The following is a 20,160-nucleotide window of genomic DNA, read 5'->3' on the forward strand; positions in this document are numbered from 1 at the left end:
ACGCTCAGCGGTGCGCGTGGTCGGCGGCCGCGCGCAACGTGGCGGCCGCCTTGAGCAGAACCTCGTGATACTCGTCGGCGGGATCGGAGTCGAGCACGATGGCCCCGCCCGCGCCGATCCGCCAGCGCCCGCCGTAGCGGACGGCGGTGCGGATCACGATGTTCAGGTCCGCGGTGCCGCCGAGACCGAGGAAACCGATGGTGCCCGAATAGATCCCGCGCGCTTCGGTTTCCAGCGCGTCGATGATCTCCATGGTGCGCAGCTTCGGCGCTCCGGTCATCGAGCCCCCGGGAAAACAGGCTCGCAGGCAATCGACCACGCCGACCTCCGGCCGCAGCCTGCCACGTACCGTCGATACCAGTTGGTGCACGGTCGCGTACTGCTCGGTGGCCATCAGTTTGGGGACGTACACACTGCCGATCTCGCAGACCCGGCCCAGATCGTTGCGCAGCAGATCGACGATCATGAGGTTTTCCGCCCTGGTCTTCGGGCTGTCGGCCAGCTCGCGGCGCAGGCGCTCGTCCTGCTCCGGCGTCGCGCCGCGCGGGGCGGTCCCCTTGATCGGCTTGCTCTCCACGATGCGGCGGCGGTCGACCTTCAGGAAGCGCTCCGGTGACGAGCATGCGATGTCGAGATCGTCGAAGCGCAGGTAGGCGGCATACGGGGCGGGGTTGCACCGGCGCAGCGTGCGGTAGAAGTCGAGACCGTCGGCCGCGGTGGCGGGGATCGTGGCGCTGTCGGTCAGAGTGATCTCGTAGGACTCCCCGGCATGCAACCGCTGCCGGCAGACCGCGATGTCGGCGAGATAGCGCTCCCGGCCGCGGGTGAGCAGTGGCGCGACGGCGTCCCCGTCCGGCGGCAATTCGAGTGGCGGTGGATTGGTCCAGGTCGGCAGGGTGTCGAGGGTTTCGCGGGTGTCGCGCAGCCAGTCGGCGGCGGACCGGGCGGTCTCCACGTCGTCGCTCAGCGCCAGCAGATGGGTCCGCTCGCCGACGTGGTCGACCACCACCATCCGGTCGGCGAAGATCCACTGCGCGTCCGGGGTCGCCGCGCGATGCGCCGCGTTGCCGCCGCAGTCGGCTTTGACCTCGTAGCCGAGATAGCCGACGTAGCCGCCGACGAAATCGAAGGGGAGATCGGGCAGTTCGAGCCTGCGTGCGCGCAGCTCGGCGGCCAGGAACTCGAGAATGCCGCCGGGCGCGGTGCGCCGGTGCCCGTCGGACGATTCCACGGTCACCTCGCCGTCGCCCACGCGGTAGCGCAGCACCTCGGCCAGCGGACCGCTCGCGTCGCCCAGGAAGGAGAACCGGTCGGCCCCCGGTTCGACGTGCTCGCTGTCCAGCCAGAACGCGGTGGGGGAGTTGGCGTACAACTGCACGAACGCGCTCTCGGTATCGATCGGCCGTTCGAGGACGGCCCGCTGGAGCCGGAAGGTCCGCGGCACCGTGCCATCGAAACCCGTGCGCCCGGCGGGACGCTCGAGTTGGGCTGCCGCGGCGGGGAACTGCTCCGGTGCGAGCGGCATCGGCGAGGCCGCGGTGCGTGTGGCGGAAAGCGGAAGGCCTGCGGCGACCGGCTCGGCGACGAACTCACCCCCGGCGTCGATCGATGGGCTCGCCGCCGGGACGGCGCGCCTGCTCCGGTGCGACGTGGTGAGTCTCGCGAAGTTGCGCAGCAGAGCCGCGCCGAACTCACTGGCGATCGATTCCGGATGGAACTGCACGCCCCATTGCGGTCGCGTGCGGTGCCGCACACCCATCACGACGCCGTCGCGGGACAGCGCGGTGACCTCCAGATCGTCCGGCAGCGGACGCAGCGCGCACAGCGAGTGGTAGCGCACGGCGGTGAAGCCCTGCGGCACGCCCGCGAACAGGTCCTGGTCGTCGTGCTCGATGCGATCGAGGTATCCGTGCCGGGCCGCGGGCGCCTCGGCGACCACGCCGCCCGCCGCGACCACGATCCCCTGATGGCCCAGGCACACACCGAGCAGCGGCAGGTCGCTTTCGCGAATCACCGCCGTGGAGATCCCTACGTCGCGGGCCACGTCCGGCCGCCCAGGCCCGGGCGAGACGACGACATTGTCGTAGCGTCCCAGATCGAGTTCGGCGACCGTGTGCGCCTCGTCGTTGCGCACGACTGTCGGCTCGACGCCGTTCACCTCGCTGATCAGCTGGTACAGGTTGTAGGTGAACGAGTCGTAGTTGTCGATCAACAGCGTGCGCATGGTGCTCGAAACCCTACGCCGCGCCGGTGGTAGTCAACTGTTGTCATCTGCCTTCAGTTAGGGTCGGCAGGTGGTGCACAATGTGGGGCATGTCTGTTGCGCAACCGGTCGATGTGGATCCCGCGGTCGTCGACTTCGCCGTCGTCGGAAAGTGGATGGATGAGCAGGGTCTGTCCGGGGGTGAGTTCGAGGACGTGACCGCGCTGGGCGGCGGAACACAGAACATCATGCTCCGCTTCACCCGCGGCGGCCGGACCTACGTGCTGCGTCGCGGCCCGAAACATCTGCGCCCGAAGAGCAACGACGTGATCCGGCGTGAGGCCAGGCTGCTCGGCGCGCTGGGCGGCACCGAGGTCCGCGCGCCCAGGGTGATCGCGGCCTGCGCCGACGAGTCGGTGCTCGGCGCGGTCTTCTACCTGATGGAGCCGATCCGCGGTTTCAACCCGCAGAACGAACTGCCCGAACTGCATGCGGGCGATCCGGAGATCCGCAGGCAGATGGGCCTGTCCGCGGTCGAGGCCATCGCGCGCCTCGGCGCGTTGGACTACCAGGCGCTCGGCTTGTCCGACTACGGCAAGCCGGAGGGTTTCCTGGAACGTCAGGTGCCGCGCTGGCTGGGTGAGCTCGAGTCCTATTCGGCCAACGAGGGCTACCCCGGCCCGGAGATCCCCGGTGTGGCGACGGTGGGCGAGTGGCTGGACCGCAATCGCCCCGCCCAATGGACCCCGGGCATCCTGCACGGCGACTGCCATCTGGCGAACATGATGTTCTCCTTCGACGGCCCGCAGGTCGCGGCGATGGTCGACTGGGAGATGTCCACCATCGGCGACCCGCTGCTCGACCTCGGCTGGCAGATCGCCACCCGCCCGGAGCCGGGCACCACGGGAGCGGCGCTGGTGGGCAAGCTCGGCGCGGTCGGCGGGCTGCCGACGGCCGAGGAGATGATCGCGCACTACGGGCAGTTCTCCGACCGCGACCTGAGCGCTATGTCCTGGTACACCGTGCTGGCCTGCTTCAAGCTCGGCATCGTCCTGGAGGGCACGCATGCCCGCGCGTTCGCCGGTAAGGCCCCCAGGCAGGTCGGCGACTTCCTGCACGCGATCACGCTGGAACTCTTCGAGCGGGCGCACCGGCTGATGGAGTGAACTGTCGGGATGTGCTCGATAGTTGACCGGATATCGGTGGAAGGCGCGATCCGGCCGCGCCTAGGTTGAGCGCATGCCGATCGTTCCCGATGTCAAGGACTGGACCTGGGTGCTCGAGCGCCCTTGTTCGCAATGCGGTTTCGACGCCGCCGCGACCAGCTACGCAGCCGTACCGACGCTGACCAGGGACACCGCGGTCCGCTTCGCCGAGGTACTCGACCGTCCCGGCGTCCGCCTGCGGCCGGACGAATCGACCTGGTCCGCCCTGGAATACGGCGCACATGTGCGTGACGTCTGCCGCCTGTTCGATACTCGCCTCGGCCTGATGCTGGCCGGTGACCCCGGGGGCGAGCCGCCGCGCTTCCCGAACTGGGACCAGGACGCGACCGCGGTGGCCGACCGCTACAACGAGCAGGACCCGGCTCGGGTGGCCGCGGAGCTGGCCGATGCCGCCGAGCGGGTGGCGCGCTCCTTCGCATCGGTGCCGCCCGAGCGCCGTGGTCTGCGCGGTGCGCGCGGCGACGGGGCGGAGTTCACGGTGGAGTCGTTCGCGCGGTACTTCGTGCACGATCTGGTGCACCACGTGCACGACGTCCAGGGCTGACGCATCGCGGAACTGTAACGCGTTCGGCTATTGGGTCACGCTATACCGACGATTTTTTCGAGCGGTACTAGAACGCGTTACATTTTTCTCGTACTGTGGGTGCAGTCACATATAAGCACGTGCATGCGAGAGGGTCGACAGGAATGAAGACGAAGGGCGCGATCCTGTGGGGGATCGACCAGCCGTGGTCGGTGGAGGAGATCGAGGTCGGTGACCCGGTCGCCGGCGAGGTGCAGATCCGGATGGAAACCGCGGGCATGTGCCACTCCGACCACCACATCGTGACCGGCGCGACCCCGATGCCGTCCTTCCCCGTCATGGGCGGGCACGAGGGCGCGGGCGTGATCACCAAGCTCGGCCCGAACTGCCCGGCCGATCTGCAGGTCGGCGACCACGTGATCCTGTCGTTCATCCCCGCCTGCGGCCGCTGTCCGGCTTGCGTGGCAGGACACATGGCGCTGTGCGACCTGGGCGCGGGTCTCCTGCTGGGGCAGGCGATCAGCGACGGCACCTATCGCATCCAGGCCCGCGGCGAGAACGTCATCCCGATGTGCCTGCTGGGCACCTTCGCGCCGTACATGACGGTGCACCACACCTCCGTGGTGAAGATCGATCCGAGCATTCCGTTCGAGGTGGCCTGCCTGGTCGGTTGCGGCGTCCCCACCGGTTTCGGCTCCTCCACCCACGTCGCCCAGGTCGCTCCGGGCGAGACCGTGGTGATCGCGGGCATCGGCGGCGTCGGCATGAGCGCCTTGCAGGGCGCGGTGCTGTCGGGCGCGTCGAAGGTGGTGGCGATCGACCCGAATCCGTGGAAGCGCGAGCAGGCGCAGAAGTTCGGCGCCACGCACACCTACGAGAGCATGGCCGCCGCGATCATGCCGCTGTTGGAGGCCACCGAGGGCCGGATGGCCGAGAAGGTCATCCTGACCATGGGCGAGATGCACGGCGAGTACATCGAAGAGGGCCTGATCCTCACCTCGAAGGCGGGCACCCTGGTGGTCACCTCGATGGGCCGGATGGACGAGAGCGACGTCAAGCTGAACAGCTTCCTGCTGTCGATGCTGCAGAAGACGGTGAAGGGCTGCATCTTCGGCGGCGGCAACGCCCGCCAGGACGCGCCGCGCCTGCTGTCGCTGTACAAGTCCGGCCAGCTCAACCTGGACGACATGGTCACCCGCAGCTACTCCCTGGAGGAGATCAACCAGGGCTACCAGGACATGCTGGACGGCAAGAACATCCGCGGGATCATCAAGTACACCGAAGCCGACTGGTAATCCCGGCCCATCCAGGACGGCCGCTGGGGATGCGGCGTTCGCCGCCGCCGCGGCGGCTCTGCGACCTACGCGGAGCCCGTTGCCGCGGCACTCAACACGATGGCGGCGGTGAGCGCCGCGTCGACCGCCTGCACCGCTTCTCTGGCGGCCTTCGCGGCCCAGTCCCCGGCGGCGATCTCCCTGGCGCGCTGACGCACCACTCGGCGGTCACGGTCCGGGAAGACCTTCGGCACCGCGTCGGCGGCCGACAGCAGTGAGATCAAGGCGGCGGCGCGAGGCTCGACAGGGGCGTCGGGGTGCACGAACGGCGGTGTCAGCCGGTCCTGGATTTCCTTGCGGTATCCGCTCGGCACCCAGGCGGTCCGGGGGAAGATGCCCAGCGCCCGGTGGTGTTCGACGCGTACCAGGCCCTCGTCCGCCAGCCGGTGCAACACCTTCGGCCGCAACCTCTTGGAGAGTTTCTCGATCGCGGCCCGGGCTTTCATCGGACCTGCGGCCTCGATCCCGGCGAGCGCGTCGCCGAGTATCGGATCGGCACTCCGGTTCGCGCTCACCACGATCCGGCCCGGTTTCGCCTCGTCGCCCGGCCCGGCCAGTCGGATTGCCCCGGCGTCTATCAAATCCAGCAGCACTGCTCCGGCGAGAACCCTCGGGGTACGTGTGCTGTCGGCCATCGAGTGCCCGGTGCGTTCGTCGAGGAGCAGCAGCATCAGGTCTTCGGCGAGCAGGTTCATCACTCGTTCTCCGGTTCCGTGTCGGGCCGGGTCCAGGCCAGGATCATCGTCGGGGTACAGCCGCCGACGAGCAGCGCGGTCAGCAGCATCAGCCCGCCCGCGTAGGCCGCCTGCATATTGTCGAGGTCGGTGAATCCGCCCACGACGATCAGCCAGATCGCTGGAATCATCGCCAGCGTCTGTGTGAGGGTGAGCCCCACCGAGCGAGCCGCGTTACGCTGCTCGATCTCCCATTCGTCCAGGACGCCGACGGGCGCGTCGGCCTGGCGCCCCGAGACGATCTGGAGCGGGATCCACAGCGGAAAGAACACCAGGCAGGCCGGCGCCCACAGCAGGGGTGCCCGCTCCAGACCACACGCGGCCAGCACCGCGACGACCGCCAGGGCCAGGAATATGGTCGCGAGGGCCACCACGAGCAGCCGGCGGCGGCGCCGCGTTCGCCACCGCGGCAACATGTGGGCCCAGCGTTGGGCGAACAACTCGAACCGGCGTGTCCGGCGAGTCTGGTAGCGCTCCAGCAGGTTCGGGCGTGTCATCGAACATCCCCATCGTCGTTCCGGTAGACCGCTGTGGACAGCGGCGCGAATTCCTCCCGGGAGAACACCGCCTCGACCGGCAGCCCGAACACATCGCAGATCCGCAGCGCCAGATCGAGACTCGGATAGTGGTCGCCCCGTTCCAGCGCCCCGACCGTCTGCGGATTCACCTCGATCGCCTCGGCAAGCTGGACCCGGCTCATTCTCCGCTCGGCACGTAACACCCCGATGCGGTTGTAGATGGGAAGGTTTTTCCCACGCTTCACGGGACTCATGCAACAAACTGTTGCATAAACCCAACAGTACGTCAACAATGGCGCGGCGGCCGCTGAGCTACGCGGGTGCGCAACCCGGTGCTCAGACCCGGCAGCGCAGCAGGGCTGAACGCAAGTTCCGGCTGCGGACGTCGTCGAGAACCGCCAGGCCGAGCCGGTTCATCGTGTAACCGAAACCCAGACCCGTTGCCGGATCAGCGAATCCGAACGAGCCGCCGAGTCCCGTGGTGCCGTAGGCGCGCTTGTCGGAGCCGAAGCGGAAGGTTCCGCGCGATTTGCGGAAGCCGAGGTGATAGCGGCTCTTGGTGTGCAGCACCAGGTCCTCGGCGGGGACGTCGTCGGCGGTCTCGGCCGCGGCGAGCCGGTCGAGCAGTGCGTCGTCGATCGGCAGCGCGCCGGTGCGACCGGCGGCCGCGCCGTAGACCTTGGCCAGCGCGCGGGCGTTGCCCACCCCGTTCGACCCCGGCAACTCCACTTCGAGGAACTCGCGCCGGGTCGCCCGTGCCGGAGCCCCGCAGCGCGGGTTGGTCAGCGCGGCGTAGGACAACCCGCGTCTGGCGTAGATCTCCGCACCGATCCGCAGCGGCAGATCGCGCTCGTAGCGCACGACGTCCAGACCGCGGGTGGCCGACATCGCGGCGATGCGGTCCATGCTCTGCTCGGCGGGCAGGCCGATGAAGAAGTCCACGCCGAGCGGAGCGGCGATGTCCTCGGCGAAGACCCGGCCGAGCGTGCGGTGGTCCGGATCGACGCGGCGCAGCAGCTCGCCCTGGTACAGACCAAGGGTGATCGCGTGATAGCCGTGCCTGGTGCCGGGCCGCCAGGCCGGTGTCTGCGCGGCGAGAATGGATGCGAGGCCGTCCAGGTCGGCGATCTGGGACAGGCGGACGGTCTCGCCGAGGCCGGACAGTCCGGCCTGGTGGTCGATCAGCTGACGCACGGTGACCGCGTCCTTGCCGTGGGCGGCGAACTCCGGCCAGTACTTCGCCACCGGCTCCTCGTAGTCGAGCAGGCCCCCGGCCACGGCGGCGGCGACGGTGAACGCCGCCATGCCCTTGGTCGAGGAGAACACCGGCACGATCGTGTCCCGCTCCCACGGCAGCGTGCGCCTGCGATCGCGGAACCCGGCCCACAGGTCCACCACGGGGCGCTCACCCGCGTAGACCGCGACGGCGGCGCCGATTTCGCCGTGACGCTCGAAATTGCGGCGGAAGGCGTCGGCGACCGGCTCGAAACCGGGCGCGACGTCGCCGTGAACAGTGGGCGTTTCACTCATGGTGAATCGATGGTAGCTACGCGGTTCTCGTAGGCTCGCAGGGTGCGTTCACTCGAGCAGATCCGGGAATGGCCGGTCCGCCACGCGGCGGCCGCGGTGGTCACCGCCGACGGCGGTGCCGCGAGCGAAGGCGACGTGCAGCGGGTGTTCCCGCTCGCGTCGGTGACCAAGCCCTTGGTGGCGTACGCGGTGCTGGTCGCGGTGGAGGAGGGCGCGGTCGAACTCGACCAGCCCGCGGGCCCGCCCGGCGCTACGGTGCGTCATCTGCTGGCGCACACGTCCGGCCTCGCGTTCGACACCACCGACGTCCAAGCCGCGCCGGGGACCCGGCGGATCTACTCCAGCGCGGGTTTCGAGGTGCTCGCCGAATTCGTCACCGCCCAGACCGGGATCGCGTTCGACGAGTACCTGCGCGACGCCGTGTTCGAGCCGCTGGGCATGACCGCTTCGGTGCTTGCCGGTCCGGCCGGGCACGCGGCGCGGTCCACCGCGGCGGATCTGGCCCGCTTCGCCGCCGAATTGCTGGACCCGCAGTTGATCTCGGCGCAGACGCACGCCGAGGCCACCTCGGTCCAGTTCCCCGGCATGAACGGCGTCCTGCCCGGCTACGGTTCGCAGCGCCCCAACGACTGGGGATTGGGCTTCGAGATCCGGGACGGCAAGACGCCGCACTGGACCGGTGGCACGAATTCGCCACAAACCTATGGACATTTCGGCCAATCCGGGACATTTTTATGGGTTGACCCGAGAACGGGGTTGGCGTGTCTCGCCTTGAGCGACGAGAATTTCGGCGACTGGGCGCGCGCGGCCTGGCCACCGCTGAGCGATGCCGTCATCGCGGAGGTGACCGCCGCGCGCAACACGGTCACGAAGTAACACGTGTAACTTCGGGCACTCCAGTACACTCAGGCAACGCCAGTTCGACGAATCGTTGGGGAAGACGTTCCTCGTCGAAGCTGGAGGTGTTGGTGGTGCGCGCATCGAGTCAGTTCGCGGACGCGACGGCGGGTGTGGTCTACATCCACTCGTCGCCTGCCGCGCTGTGCCCGCATGTCGAGTGGGCGCTCACCTCGGCCCTCGGCGCCCCCGCGAAACTGCGCTGGACCGCCCAACCGGCCGACGGCCAACTGCGCGCCACCAGCGAGTGGATCGGCCCCGTCGGCACGGCGTCGAAGATCGCCCAATCGTTGCGCTCCTGGCCGGTTCTGCGCTTCGAGGTGACCGAGGACCCCAGCGACGGCGTGGACGGCGAGCGCTACAGTTTCGTTCCCGGCCTGGGCCTGTGGCACGGCTCGACGAGCGCCAACGGCGACGTCATGCTCGGCGAGATGCGCCTGCGCGCGATGCTGCAGGCCACCCGGGAACTCGGCAAGTACTCCGCCTACGACCTGGCCGAAGAAATCGACCGCGCCCTCGGCACCGCGTGGGACGAGGACCTCGAAATCTACCGCTACGGAGCGGAATCCGGCGCGGAGGTCACCTGGCTGCGCCGGGACGTGGGGTGAGGACTCCAGCTGTCGCCACTGCCGTGTCATTCGCGGGAAGCGCCCTGGCCGTGTGACCACGGATTCCGGTAGCCGTCCGGAATCATGCTGTCGAACAATGCGCGCGCGTCTGCGGGCAGCCGCAGCAATTCGACGTACGAGCCGAGTGGTCCCCCGGCGAGGTAGACGAACTCCATGCCGATCTCCGCGACAGCGCAGTGTTGGACGATCTCGACGCCGCCTGCCAGCGCCTCCGCCAGTGCGGCATCGAAATCGTTTGGCACCCAAGCGATATGGTGCAGGCCGGGGCCGGACCGCTCGAGCGCTTCGGTGTACAGGTTCGCCCCCGAGACCGGTGCGATCAATTCCAATTGCTGCCCGCCCGCGTAGCCGAGCGAGCTGTCGATCGTGTAGTCGGCCGGCGCACCGCGATAGCTGCACGAGTCCGGGCCGAAACGCATGCGGGGCATGCGAACCCATTTGTCGACTCCGTAGCGTTCGGTGAATTCTCGTTCCGCCGCCTCGATGTCGTGGACGACCCACGCCAACTGGAAGATCGGTCCGGATGCGATGCTCATTCTGGTGCTCCTCAGGTGCTTCAAGGATGGGGTGCTTCCGCCGGAACGGCGCAAGATGAATGTGCGGTTCAGTAGTCGGCCAGGCGGATGGCGTTGGCCGCGCGCTCGAGCGGCTTGATGATCGGGCGCAGTGCCAGGCCCTTCCACGGCATGTGCCGCAGCATGCGCAGCATGGTGGTCTGGGTCCGGATCGCGCGCTGGTCGGACGCCACCATCTGAGTGGCGTTGTTCCAGCCCAGCGTCAGGTTCCGGGTGACATAGTCCTGCATGGCGCGCTGGTAGCGATCGAAGGCGGCGTCGTGGTCGCCTGCGGCCGCTTTCAGCTCACCCGCGAGGACATACGCGCCGACCAGTGCCATGCTCGTGCCCTGCCCGGACAGCGGCGAGGGGCAGTAGGCGGCGTCGCCGACGAGTGCGACGCGGCCCGCGGACCACTGGTCGAGATGGATCTGGCTGACCGAGTCGAAATAGAAGTCGGGCGATTCGGGCATGGCGCGTACCAAGTTCGGTGTCTCCCAGCCCGCATCGGCGAAAGCGTCGGCCACCAGCTGCTGCTGCGCGGCGCGGTCGCGCCGGTCCGGCAGTTGTTCCGGGGCCTGGAAGATGAATTGGGCTTTGGCCGTGGAGCGGCGGGTGCTGTACACCTGCACCACTCGCCCCGGAGTCGGATGGACCAATTCCCAATGGTCGAGATCCAAATGGTTCGGCACCGAGATCACGCAGGCCGCCATGCCGGTATGCCGGGCGAATCGCTCCTCCGGCCCGAACGCGAGGCGGCGCACCGTCGAATGGATGCCGTCGGCGCCGAGCACCAGGTCGAACACTCGCGGCTCGGCGTTGCGGAACCGCACGGTCACGCCGTCGGCGTGCTGCGCCAGGCCTGTGATCGAGTCGCCGAACAGGTACTCGACCCCGTCCTTGGTGGCGTCGAACAGAATATGGGCGAGATCGCCGCGCAGCACCTCGTCGTCGCCGGGCGACCGCAGTCCGATCAGCTCCGGCCCCAGCGTGGCCAGCGCCTTGCCCGAGTCGTCGACCCACGCGCCGCCACGCATCGCCGTCGAGGCCGCGCGGACTTCCGGCAGCAGCCCCATCCGATCGATGACCTCCATGGCCACGCCCCGAATGTCGACCTTGTAGCCGCCCTCGCGCAGGGTGGGCGCCTGTTCGACGACGGTGACGGTGAACCCGTGGCGGGTCAGCCAGTAGGCCAGTGCCGGACCGGCGACGCTCGCGCCGGAGATGAGAACGGTTTTGTTGGTGAACTGTCGCGTCGTTGTCATGGGAACAGCGTCGGCCGCGGCGCTCACCACGCACTCACCATCGGCTCACCGCCGCTCACCGAGCAGGGCCGCCACCTCCTCGATCGACCGCCCGATGCCGCGGTCATAGGCGGCGCGGAACTTCTGTTCGCCGAGTTCGGCACGGCACCGTGCGGCGGTCTCGGCCGCCGCACCGTCACCCGCGGCGGGCATCCCGCGCAGCGAATCGGCGGCGCCGAGCAGCAGCGCGGCCCGCGCCGGATCGCCGATCACCGCGGCGGCCTCCGCCAGACCGGCCACCGCGTCCGCGGCCACCGATCGGGATCGGTCACGGGCCAGCTCGAAGGCCTCGCGGTGCGCCGCCCGCCCGGCTTCGCTGTCGGCTTCGGCGAGCGAGACCCAGCCCAGTCCGATGAGGCTGCGCGCACGGGCCTCGGCCATGCCGAACGAACCGTTGTCGGGCAGGGCGACGGCCGTGCCGTAGTACTCCCTGGCGCCGACGAGGTCGCCCGCCGCACGGCGCAGATCGCCGAGTCCGCGTATCGCGTTGGCGTACATGTCCGTCGCGCCCGCCGCCCGGGCAGATTCGGCGGCACGCTCGTAGGCGGCGCGGGCTCCGTCCGCGTCGTGGCAAGCGTCCCGGCGGGCGAGGAGGTCGCCACGCCGGTTGAGCAGGTCGGCGGCCTCGTCACCCGCGCCCAACTCGGTTTGCAGGGCAACGGCCTCGTCGATCAGGTCCAGCGCGACCGTCCGCTCACCGCGCCAGTCGGCGACGGCGGCGAGTTTGTCCAGGCTGGTGGCGATCGCCCAGCGGTCGCGGGTGGCGCGGAAACCTTCCAGGGCGCAGTGGAATTCGGGTTCGGCCGCCACCGGCTCACCGGACATGAGCAGGTGCAGTCCCGCGCCAAGCCGGAAGAACGCCTGCGACCACGGGTCGGCACCGAAGAGCAGGCGCTGCCGCTGCGGCGGCAGGTCCAGCAACCCGCCGACGGTCGCCAGCAGGAACACCAGATGCGGGCGCTGAAGGGGTTTTTCGACACCGGACAGCTCCGTCACCGCGCGGGTGACCGCGACCGGCAGTCCGTTTCCCGCTCGCGCCGCGATCGCCGCGCACAGGCCGTATTTCTCGACGTCGGCCGCCGGATCGAGTGCGGGCAGCAGCTTGCCCGCGAGCTCGACGGCACCGCCCGGATGACCGCGCAGCCACCAGCACCACGCGTGCGCGGCGATGAGCCGTTGTGCCAGTAGCGGATCGGCTGCCACCGCCCAGCGCAGCGCGACCTGCACGTTGTCGTGTTCGGCGCTCAGTCGTGCCAGCCAGTCCAGCTGGTCCGGGCCGCGCAGTCGCGGATCGGCCCGTTCGGCCAGGGCGGTGAAGAATGCCGCGTGGGCACGCTGCATGCGCTCACGCTCGCTGGAGTCGGTCAAACGTGCCAGACCATAGGCTCGGATGGTCTCCAGCATCCGGTAGCGGCCGCCGTGCACCTCCACCAGCGATTTGTCGGCCAGGCCGTCGAGCAGTTCGTCGGCATCGTCGAGTTCGCAGACCGAAGCGGCTGTCGCGGCCGACGCTCCGCCCGCGAAGACCGCGAAGCGCCGCGCCATGAGGCGCTCGGCCGGTTCCAGCAGATCCCAGCTCCATTCGACTACCGCCTGCAAGGTCTGATGCCGGGGCTCCGCGGTCCGGTCTCCTCGTGACAGCAGCCGGAACCGGTCGGAGAGGCGTCCGTCGATGTCGTCCACTTCGAGGTTGCGCAGACGGGCGGCGGCGAGTTCCAAAGCCAACGGCAAGCCGTCCAATCGCGCGCAGATGCGCCGCACGGCCGCGATCGTGCCCGCGTCGACGGTGAATCCGGGCCGCGCCGCGGCCGCGCGGTCGGCGAACAGGCGGACCGCCGCGCAGCCGAGCTGCTCGGACAGCGGCGCTTCGGCGGCCGCGACCGGCAGTTGCCCGATCGACAGGACGGTCTCGCCGGTGATGCGCAGGGCTTCCCTGCTGGTCGCCAGCACCCGAAGGCCCTGGCATTCGCGCAACAACCGGTGGACGAGCCGCGCGGCGTCGAGCACTAGATGCTCACAGTTGTCGAGAATGATCAGCAGAGACCGGCCTGCGAGCATCGCGGGGAGCCGGTTTTCCGCGTCGTCGTGCTCACCGGCGGTCGCGCGGCCGCCGAGCGTCGCCGCGATCTCCTGCGCCATCTGCGCGCCGTCCACCAATGGCGACAGATCCACGAAACAGACCTCGCCCTGAGCCCGGGAGCCTGCCTCCAACGCCAGCCGGGTCTTGCCGGTGCCCCCTGGGCCGGTCAAAGTGACCAGGCGGGCCCGCGCCAGCAGCAACGCGATCCGCGCCAACTCGTCGTCGCGGCCGACGAAACTGGTGAGCTGGGCAGGTAGGCGGCGCAACGAGGCCGCGGCGACGGTGTCCCCGCGCAGGATCGCGAGGTGGGCCCGGGCCAGCTCGGCCGAAGGATCCGCCCCCAGCTCATCGGCGAGCAGCCGACGGCCCTGCTCGAACAGCTCCAGCGCCTCCGCTTGCCGGTCGGTCCCGGACAACCCGCGCATCAGCAGCGCTCGAGCCCGCTCCCGCAGCGGATGTGCGGCGACGAGTTCGGTCAGCATCGAGACCACCGCTCGATGGTCGCGCAGCGCCAGACCGGCCTCCGCCCGATCCTCCCGCGCTGTCAGCCACGCTTCGGTGAGGCGGGTCACCGCCGTCGCGGCGAACGGCGCGTCGCGGACGTCGGCCAGCGCCGCACCCCGCCACAGCCCGGCGGCTTCGTCCAGCAGCGCGGCCGCGGAAGCGGGATCCCCGTCGCGCAACGCGATCCGGCCCTCCTCGGCGAGCCGATCGAACCGGTGCGCGTCCACCGTGACCGGGTCGACCGCGAGCCGGTAGCCCGCGGTCGAGGACTCCACCAGCTCGTCGGCGCTCGCCGAACGCAGCGCCCGCCGCAGCCGCGACACCTGGGACTGCAGTGCGTGCCCGGCGTCGCCCGGCGAATCCTCCCCGTACAGATCGTCGATCAACCGCTCGCGGGAGACGACCCGCCCGGCCTCCGACGCCAACACCGCCAGCAGCGCCCGCACCTGCGGCCCACCCACCGCGACCGGACCCCCATCGGGCCGTCGCACCTCCACCGGACCCAGGATCCCGAACCGCACGATCGTCAGTATGGCCTGGGATCGATGGGCTGCCGCTTCGGTGGGTTCTCAGCACCGGCTTGTCTGCGCTGCGTCGTGGACGTCCGCTGTGGTTCGGTCCGACGGCTTTCGAGACCAGCTATGGCCGCAGCCGCGTTATCGGTCCCATCGCTCGCTCAGGAACTCCTCGTTCCGCGGCGAAGCACCCAGCGCGTCCCGCTCACGGTCCCGCAACCGCGAGCCGCACCGTATGTCGACACGCCATCGACTCCGGTGCTCGGCAGCGGTGGGAGCCAGGTCGTTCAGTCCGCTCGGTGGGCGAGCACAGCGAACATGGTCACCGACAGGTGGTAATCGCCTTTGGCGATGCCCGCGTCCATGGTGGCCAGTAGGTCGCGCCCTTCCTGTTCGGTGATGGCACCGCTGGTGCTCGCGGACGAGATCATTTGCATGTACAGCGGGAGGGCGGTGTCCGGATTCCAGATCACCGCCTCCGAACCCATGTCATCGATGGTGAAACCGGCGGCTGTGAGCAGGCCGCGCAAGCGCCGGCCCGACGCGGGGTTGGGGGTGGTGGTGAGCATCGCCTTCGACAGGCGGGCGAGCACACCGGGGTCGCCGGGATGCGCGATCACGGTGTGCCAATCGGTGTCGATGAGCAGCACACGGCCGCCCTGTCGCAGGACGCGGGCGATCTCGGCGGTCGCGGCCGCCGGGTCGTCGAGGTGCTGGTAGACCCGCTCGCAACGCACCGCGTCGAAATAGCCGTCGGAGAACGGCAGCTGATAGGCGGTGGCTTCGACGAAGCGGGCCCGAGAGTCCGCCGTCTCGGCTCGCCCACGGGCTATAGCGAGCATCGCGGGATTCGGGTCGGCTCCCACCGCGTCGCCATCGGGGCCGACTCGCTCGGACAACTCGATCACCTCGGTGCCGGTACCGGAACCTATGTCCAGTACCCGCTCGCCCGGCTCGACGGCCAAGACCTCGTGCCCCCACGCACGCATGCGCCGGATACCGGGCAGCGCCGCTTGCAGGTCGAGCATGCCGACCAGCGTGGCCATCGGGTCGTCGTCGGTGGTGTGGGAAGAGTCAGGGATCGCGTTCACCTGGAACGACGGGATAGGCGGCGAGGGATCGCTCGACATGGTCCGACAGTAACCCCGCACCGCCGCTCCCCGCAGTGTGCGGACGACCGATCGCAGGCTGGGCATTGGCGATGCTGCCCACCCGGCGTACCGTCGAGTTTGTGAGCAGTGGCGCCGTGTCGGGGGCAGCGGTGAAGGGCTCGGATCCGTGGGCCCGGGTTTTCGCGGCGCTGTACGACCCTCTGCTGTGGATGGGCGAGAGGGCGGGCATGGGCGCTCGCCGACGAGATCTGCTCAGCCGTGCGAGGGGGCGAACTGTCGAGCTGGGCAGCGGTACCGGTCTCAACATGGGGTACTACCCTGACGACCTCGAAGAACTGATCTTGACCGAACCGGAAGCCGCGATGCGTACGCGGCTGGCGCGGAAGCTGCGTCGCAGTGGACGACGGGCACGTGTGCTCGACGCATCGGCGGAACAACTGCCGTTCGAGGACGAAACCGTGGATACGGTCGTCTCGACGCTCGTGCTGTGCACTGTCGACCACCCCGAACCCGTATTGCGCGAGATCGGGCGTGTGTTGCGCCCTGGCGGCCAGCTGCTGTTCATCGAGCATGTGCGTTCGGAGTCGCCGCGACTCGCCCAGTGGCAGGACCGCCTCGCCGGCCCGTGGCGCCGGTTCGCGGAGGGCTGCCATTGCAACCGTGCCACACTCGAGCTCATCCAGGGGTCCGAACTGAAGCTCGAAGACGTACAGGAAGCGTCGTGGCGGGGAGAGCCCCCGATCATTCGACCGCTGATCTTGGGTGTGGCTACCAAAAACACCTAGGGAGCGTCAGATGACCGAGTCCGGCTCCGCTGAGCTGAAGCGGCGGCATCGCGCGATGTGGGCACTGGGCGACTATCCGTCCGTCGCCACCGAGGTCATCTCTGGATTGGGCAGGCGTCTGGTCGAGGCCTGCCGTATCGGCGCTGGTCAGCACGTGTTGGATATCGCGGCAGGGTCCGGCAACGCCGCGATTCCGGCGGCCGAGACCGGTGCGGAGGTCGTGGCGAGCGACCTCACGCCCGAACTGTTCGAGGCGGGTCGGCGTCTCGCCGCGGAAAGGGGTGTCGAGCTGCGGTGGCAGCAAGCCGATGCCGAGGCATTGCCCTACGCGGATGCCGACTTCGATGCCGTGATCTCCTGCGTCGGTGTCATGTTCGCGCCGTTCCACCAAGCGGCGGCGGACGAAATGCTCCGCGTGACCAGGCCGGGCGGCACGATCGGGCTGATCAACTGGACGCCGACCGGATTCATCGGGCAGATGTTCGCCACGATGAAACCGTTCGCGCCGCCACCCCCGCCCGGCGCCCAGCCGCCCCCGCTGTGGGGCGACGAGACGCACGTGCGGTCGCTGTTGGGCGATCGCGTCACCGATCTGGAGCTGCGGCGCGAAAACGCGGTCATCGACCGCTTCGCCGACGGCGCCGAGTTCCGCGACTTCTTCAAGTCCTATTACGGCCCGGCGGTCGCGGTGTACAAAGCCATCGCCGCCGAGCCCGACCGCGTCGCACAGTTGGACCGGGAACTCACGGAACTCGCTGCCCGACATGACCTGAGCGACGGGCGCATGGAGTGGGAGTACCTCCTGGTCACCGCGCGCCGCTCCTGAGCGACGGGGATTGGAACTCGCGCACCGCCACGTGACGGCGTCGGCATATCGGTGGACCGACCGGATAGCCCGGTCAACGGATCGAGAAACGGGCTGCCCAACCCGTGCGGCATGCCGGTGACCCCGTACCGATGATTTCGTCGGGCGGACCGCGGCCGGGTGTTCGTGCCACATCGCTCCGCCTTCCCCGGCGGGTTCGTAGTGTCAGGAAGTCGCGCCGATCGCCAACCCTGCGAGGAGATCGTGCACAAGGCTTGCCGCCTGCTCGTGAGCGCGTTGCCGATCATCGGTCTCGGCGATGGTCAGCGACAGTTCGGTCAGGGCCCCATAGAAGGCACTCGCCAGTAATGCGGCGGGGTAGGGACGGATGAGCGCCGCATCGAGCAGATTCTGCACCGCCTCGACGACCAGGCCGCCGAGATGGCGTTGGTCGAGTTCGCGCCAGCGCTGCCAGCCGAGGCCGATCGGTCCCTGGAGGAGCACGATGTGCCGGTAGTCGGGTTGGGCGCAGACGTCGAGAAACTCCCGTACACCGCGGTCGACCCGGTCGAACGGGTCCGAGGCCGAGTCGATCGCGGTGCGGATGCGTTGCGCCGCTCGAGTCTCCAGATCGTCGACGATCGCCTCGAACAGCCCCTTCTTGCCGTCGAAGTGGTGATACAGCGCGCCGCGAGTAAGGCCGGTGGCGCGAACCAGCTCTTCCGCCGACAGATCCGCGTACTCGCGTTCGGCGAACAGCCGCCCCGCGGTCTCCAGCAGCGCCTGGCGGGTGTTCTCCGCGTACTTCTCGCGAAACGACTCCATGCGGTATGGATATCACATACAGTATGTATGTGAGATGCGTACTGTATGAAGGTGGGTCGTAATGGGCGAATCAGTGGACGTCGTCGTTGTCGGAGCCGGGATAGCGGGTCTGGTAGCCGCCCGCGACCTGGCGCGAAGTGGTGCGGAGGTGCTCGTGCTGGAGGCGCGCGACCGGGTCGGCGGGCGGCTGCTGAACGGTGAGCTCCCCGGTGGTGCGCCCATCGAGGTGGGTGGTCAATGGGTCGGGCCCGGCCAGCAGCACGTGCTCGCGCTGATCGATGAACTCGGCCTGAAGACCTTCCCCACGTACACCGCGGGCCGTCATATCGCCGAACTCGGCACGGCCCGCTCGGTATACACCGGCCGGATTCCCAAGCTGAACCCGCTGGCACTGGCCGATGTAGCGCAGATCCAGTGGAGGCTCGACCGGGTGGCGCGCCGGGTCGCGGCGGCGGAGCCGTGGCTCGCCGACCGGGCTGGGGTGCTGGACGCGCAAACCTTCGCCACCTGGCTGCGGCGGACCGCCCACACCTCCGCGGGTCGGTCGTTCTTGCAGCTGATCACCGAGGCGGTGTTCTCCGCGGAGCCGGAGGATATGTCGGCATTGTGGGCCGCCTACTACGTCGGCGCCGCCGGTGGGCTGGACGCGTTGATCAATACCGCGGGCGGTGCGCAGCAGGACCGCGTTGTCGGCGGTTCGCAGACCATCGCGTTGGCGCTGGCCCAGGAACTCGGTGACCGTGTCGTCCTGGAAACCGTGGTGACCGATGTCGAGTGGGACGTCTCGGGTGTCCGGGTCGTCGCGGGCGGCACGACCGTTCGCGCTCGTCGAGCCGTGATCGCGGTTCCGCCGCCACTGGCGGCGCGCATCCGCTTCACCCCCGGCCTGCCCGGCGATCGTGACCAACTCGTGCAGCGCATGCCGATGGGCCGGGTCATCAAAGTCAATGTCGCCTACGACGAGCCCTTCTGGCGCGAAGCGGGTCTGAGCGGGCAAGCCAACAGCGACCATCGGCCCCTGGGCACCGTCTTCGACAACACTCCGCTCGACGGTTCACCCGGCGTGCTCGTCGGCTTCCTCGAGGGACGGCACGCCGACAGAGGTGCGCGCCTCGACCTCACCGATCGTCGTGCACAGGTGATCGACGATCTCGCAGGCTACTTCGGGCCAAGGGCCCGCAACCCCATCGCCTACATCGAACGTGACTGGGCCGAAGAGGAATTCAGCCGCGGCTGCTACGGCGCGTTCACCACGCCCGGCACCCTCACCCGCTTCGGTCCGGCCCTGCGCACACCCATCGGCCCGCTGCACTGGGCAGGCACCGAAACCGCTACCCGGTGGGCCGGCTACATGGACGGAGCCGCCGAATCCGGCCACCGCGCCGCCCGCGAAATCGCTCCCGCGCTCGGCCGCAGTGGGGTGTAGCGGTTCGACAACAACTTTGGTGGTGGGCGCAGAGGGATCGAACCCCGACCGCTGGTGTGTAAAACCGCGCCGAAACATCCGGGGTGTCCGGGCCCGCCCATCATGTCCAGTTCAGAGGCTATTTCGTGTCCGCTGCGTATCGCTGCCTCCGGCCTGTTCGTGCCTGTCGATCAGCGCGCGGGCGGCGTCTCCGTGAACAGCGTGGGCGCGTGTCTATAGTCACAGCCTGAATCGGGGAAATGCAACCAATTGCGCACTCGCGCGCACTTTTGTATCGACGGCGAACTACGCACGCTTAGCGTGCTTTTCAGCCCCCGCGCCGGGTCGAGCCGGACTCTCGGCGCGGGGGAGGCCACTTTGCGCGGCACACCGAAGTGCAGCGGGTCCGCCGATGATCACGGTCGGTCGTGTTGGTCTACCGCAGCTCTACAGCAGGCGGATCAGTCCTGCGCGCTGGAATAGCCAGCCCGGCAGCAACTTCGCAGCGTCGAAAGTAGCTATCGGTCTGCGATCACTCACCGTGAGATGCCGCGGTCGCGTTTCCGGGACTGCTCGGGCGGTGTCGGCATCGCGGTGCCGGGCGCCGCAGTGCCTGTACTGCATCGCCAAGGCGGACTCCGCCGACCGCGCTCGGAAGTTGCCGAACCTAACCCATC

At 69.1% G+C, this 20,160-nt stretch carries 18 protein-coding genes; 8 read left to right on the forward strand and 10 right to left on the reverse strand.

Annotated features, from left to right (window positions below; all coding sequences use genetic code 11):
- Positions 1–4 precede the first annotated feature (4 nt).
- Positions 5–2,224, reverse strand: a complete 2,220-nt coding sequence (gene pabB, locus ABZ824_RS21780; protein ID WP_356965008.1) for an aminodeoxychorismate synthase component I — start codon at positions 2,222–2,224, stop codon at positions 5–7.
- 80 nt (positions 2,225–2,304) lie between these two features.
- Between pabB and ABZ824_RS21785 the strand changes: the two genes are divergently transcribed.
- The 3 genes from ABZ824_RS21785 to ABZ824_RS21795 all read left to right on the forward strand — a co-directional run bounded on the left by ABZ824_RS21785 (position 2,305) and on the right by ABZ824_RS21795 (position 5,247).
- Positions 2,305–3,369, forward strand: a complete 1,065-nt coding sequence (locus ABZ824_RS21785; protein WP_356965010.1) for a phosphotransferase family protein — start codon at positions 2,305–2,307, stop codon at positions 3,367–3,369.
- 73 nt (positions 3,370–3,442) lie between these two features.
- Positions 3,443–3,973: a DinB family protein gene (locus tag ABZ824_RS21790; RefSeq protein WP_356965011.1), complete on the forward strand. Its 531-nt coding sequence runs from the start codon at positions 3,443–3,445 to the stop codon at positions 3,971–3,973.
- Between the two features lie 143 nt (positions 3,974–4,116).
- Complete coding sequence (locus ABZ824_RS21795; protein ID WP_355072708.1) at positions 4,117–5,247, forward strand: NDMA-dependent alcohol dehydrogenase; 1,131 nt, start codon at positions 4,117–4,119, stop codon at positions 5,245–5,247.
- Between the two features lie 65 nt (positions 5,248–5,312).
- On the opposite strand, the gene ABZ824_RS21800 is transcribed toward ABZ824_RS21795, so the two are convergent.
- The 4 genes from ABZ824_RS21800 to ABZ824_RS21815 form a co-directional block, all read right to left on the reverse strand.
- Entirely contained in the window at positions 5,313–5,981 is a 669-nt protein-coding gene (locus ABZ824_RS21800) for a GPP34 family phosphoprotein (RefSeq protein WP_356965012.1), read from the reverse strand.
- A complete protein-coding gene (locus tag ABZ824_RS21805) occupies positions 5,981–6,517 on the reverse strand; it encodes a hypothetical protein (RefSeq protein WP_356965013.1) in 537 nt (178 codons plus the stop codon). The genes ABZ824_RS21800 and ABZ824_RS21805 overlap by 1 nt, the downstream gene beginning before the upstream one ends.
- Positions 6,514–6,792, reverse strand: coding sequence for a helix-turn-helix transcriptional regulator (locus tag ABZ824_RS21810; RefSeq protein ID WP_356965014.1), 279 nt, complete (start codon positions 6,790–6,792; stop codon positions 6,514–6,516). The genes ABZ824_RS21805 and ABZ824_RS21810 overlap by 4 nt, the downstream gene beginning before the upstream one ends.
- A gap of 82 nt (positions 6,793–6,874) precedes the next feature.
- Positions 6,875–8,068: a serine hydrolase domain-containing protein gene (locus ABZ824_RS21815; protein WP_356965015.1), complete on the reverse strand. Its 1,194-nt coding sequence runs from the start codon at positions 8,066–8,068 to the stop codon at positions 6,875–6,877.
- 42 nt (positions 8,069–8,110) lie between these two features.
- On the opposite strand from ABZ824_RS21815, the gene ABZ824_RS21820 reads away from it, so the two are divergent.
- Both ABZ824_RS21820 and ABZ824_RS21825 read left to right on the forward strand, forming a co-directional pair.
- Entirely contained in the window at positions 8,111–8,944 is an 834-nt protein-coding gene (locus ABZ824_RS21820; protein ID WP_356965017.1) for a serine hydrolase domain-containing protein, read from the forward strand.
- Positions 8,945–9,039: 95 nt separating this feature from the next.
- Complete coding sequence (locus ABZ824_RS21825) at positions 9,040–9,573, forward strand: DUF3145 domain-containing protein (RefSeq protein ID WP_356965018.1); 534 nt, start codon at positions 9,040–9,042, stop codon at positions 9,571–9,573.
- Positions 9,574–9,599: 26 nt separating this feature from the next.
- Here ABZ824_RS21825 and ABZ824_RS21830 read toward each other — a convergent pair whose 3' ends face one another.
- The 4 genes from ABZ824_RS21830 to ABZ824_RS21845 all read right to left on the reverse strand — a co-directional run bounded on the left by ABZ824_RS21830 (position 9,600) and on the right by ABZ824_RS21845 (position 15,681).
- Positions 9,600–10,130, reverse strand: a complete 531-nt coding sequence (locus tag ABZ824_RS21830; RefSeq protein ID WP_356965019.1) for a VOC family protein — start codon at positions 10,128–10,130, stop codon at positions 9,600–9,602.
- Between the two features lie 68 nt (positions 10,131–10,198).
- Entirely contained in the window at positions 10,199–11,413 is a 1,215-nt protein-coding gene (locus ABZ824_RS21835) for an FAD-dependent monooxygenase (protein ID WP_356965020.1), read from the reverse strand.
- Between the two features lie 45 nt (positions 11,414–11,458).
- Complete coding sequence (locus ABZ824_RS21840; RefSeq protein WP_356965021.1) at positions 11,459–14,557, reverse strand: BTAD domain-containing putative transcriptional regulator; 3,099 nt, start codon at positions 14,555–14,557, stop codon at positions 11,459–11,461.
- Positions 14,558–14,838: 281 nt separating this feature from the next.
- On the reverse strand, positions 14,839–15,681 hold the full coding sequence (locus tag ABZ824_RS21845; protein WP_356965022.1) for a methyltransferase domain-containing protein: 843 nt from the start codon (positions 15,679–15,681) through the stop codon (positions 14,839–14,841).
- A gap of 101 nt (positions 15,682–15,782) precedes the next feature.
- Here ABZ824_RS21845 and ABZ824_RS21850 point away from each other — a divergent pair, with 101 nt between their 5' ends.
- Positions 15,783–16,448, forward strand: a complete 666-nt coding sequence (locus ABZ824_RS21850; protein WP_356965023.1) for a class I SAM-dependent methyltransferase — start codon at positions 15,783–15,785, stop codon at positions 16,446–16,448.
- A 10-nt stretch (positions 16,449–16,458) separates the two neighbouring features.
- Positions 16,459–17,274 carry a class I SAM-dependent methyltransferase gene (locus ABZ824_RS21855; RefSeq protein WP_356965024.1) on the forward strand — a complete coding sequence of 272 codons (816 nt, stop codon included), beginning with the start codon at positions 16,459–16,461 and terminating at the stop codon, positions 17,272–17,274.
- A gap of 204 nt (positions 17,275–17,478) precedes the next feature.
- Here the strand turns inward: ABZ824_RS21855 and ABZ824_RS21860 are convergent, their stop codons facing one another.
- Complete coding sequence (locus ABZ824_RS21860; RefSeq protein WP_356965025.1) at positions 17,479–18,078, reverse strand: TetR/AcrR family transcriptional regulator; 600 nt, start codon at positions 18,076–18,078, stop codon at positions 17,479–17,481.
- Positions 18,079–18,139: 61 nt separating this feature from the next.
- Here ABZ824_RS21860 and ABZ824_RS21865 point away from each other — a divergent pair, with 61 nt between their 5' ends.
- Positions 18,140–19,504, forward strand: a complete 1,365-nt coding sequence (locus tag ABZ824_RS21865) for a flavin monoamine oxidase family protein (RefSeq protein ID WP_356965026.1) — start codon at positions 18,140–18,142, stop codon at positions 19,502–19,504.
- Positions 19,505–20,160: the final 656 nt, after the last annotated feature.

This window comes from Nocardia sp. NPDC047038, assembly GCF_040644075.1.
Classification (GTDB): Bacteria; Actinomycetota; Actinomycetes; order Mycobacteriales; family Mycobacteriaceae; genus Nocardia; species Nocardia sichangensis.

What these genes read in the sequence shown, in the direction of transcription:
- ABZ824_RS21835 (WP_356965020.1), bottom strand. Translation starts at nt 11,413, where the DNA reads ATGACAACGACGCGACAGTTCACCAACAAAACCGTTCTCATCTCCGGC.
- ABZ824_RS21845 (WP_356965022.1), bottom strand. Translation starts at nt 15,681, where the DNA reads ATGTCGAGCGATCCCTCGCCGCCTATCCCGTCGTTCCAGGTGAACGCG.
- ABZ824_RS21865 (WP_356965026.1), top strand. Translation starts at nt 18,140, where the DNA reads ATGGGCGAATCAGTGGACGTCGTCGTTGTCGGAGCCGGGATAGCGGGT.
- ABZ824_RS21785 (WP_356965010.1), top strand. Translation starts at nt 2,305, where the DNA reads ATGTGGGGCATGTCTGTTGCGCAACCGGTCGATGTGGATCCCGCGGTC.
- ABZ824_RS21795 (WP_355072708.1), top strand. Translation starts at nt 4,117, where the DNA reads ATGAAGACGAAGGGCGCGATCCTGTGGGGGATCGACCAGCCGTGGTCG.
- ABZ824_RS21790 (WP_356965011.1), top strand. Translation starts at nt 3,443, where the DNA reads ATGCCGATCGTTCCCGATGTCAAGGACTGGACCTGGGTGCTCGAGCGC.
- ABZ824_RS21830 (WP_356965019.1), bottom strand. Translation starts at nt 10,130, where the DNA reads ATGAGCATCGCATCCGGACCGATCTTCCAGTTGGCGTGGGTCGTCCAC.
- ABZ824_RS21855 (WP_356965024.1), top strand. Translation starts at nt 16,459, where the DNA reads ATGACCGAGTCCGGCTCCGCTGAGCTGAAGCGGCGGCATCGCGCGATG.
- ABZ824_RS21800 (WP_356965012.1), bottom strand. Translation starts at nt 5,981, where the DNA reads ATGAACCTGCTCGCCGAAGACCTGATGCTGCTGCTCCTCGACGAACGC.
- ABZ824_RS21815 (WP_356965015.1), bottom strand. Translation starts at nt 8,068, where the DNA reads ATGAGTGAAACGCCCACTGTTCACGGCGACGTCGCGCCCGGTTTCGAG.
- ABZ824_RS21805 (WP_356965013.1), bottom strand. Translation starts at nt 6,517, where the DNA reads ATGACACGCCCGAACCTGCTGGAGCGCTACCAGACTCGCCGGACACGC.
- ABZ824_RS21810 (WP_356965014.1), bottom strand. Translation starts at nt 6,792, where the DNA reads ATGAGTCCCGTGAAGCGTGGGAAAAACCTTCCCATCTACAACCGCATC.
- pabB (WP_356965008.1), bottom strand. Translation starts at nt 2,224, where the DNA reads ATGCGCACGCTGTTGATCGACAACTACGACTCGTTCACCTACAACCTG.
- ABZ824_RS21860 (WP_356965025.1), bottom strand. Translation starts at nt 18,078, where the DNA reads ATGGAGTCGTTTCGCGAGAAGTACGCGGAGAACACCCGCCAGGCGCTG.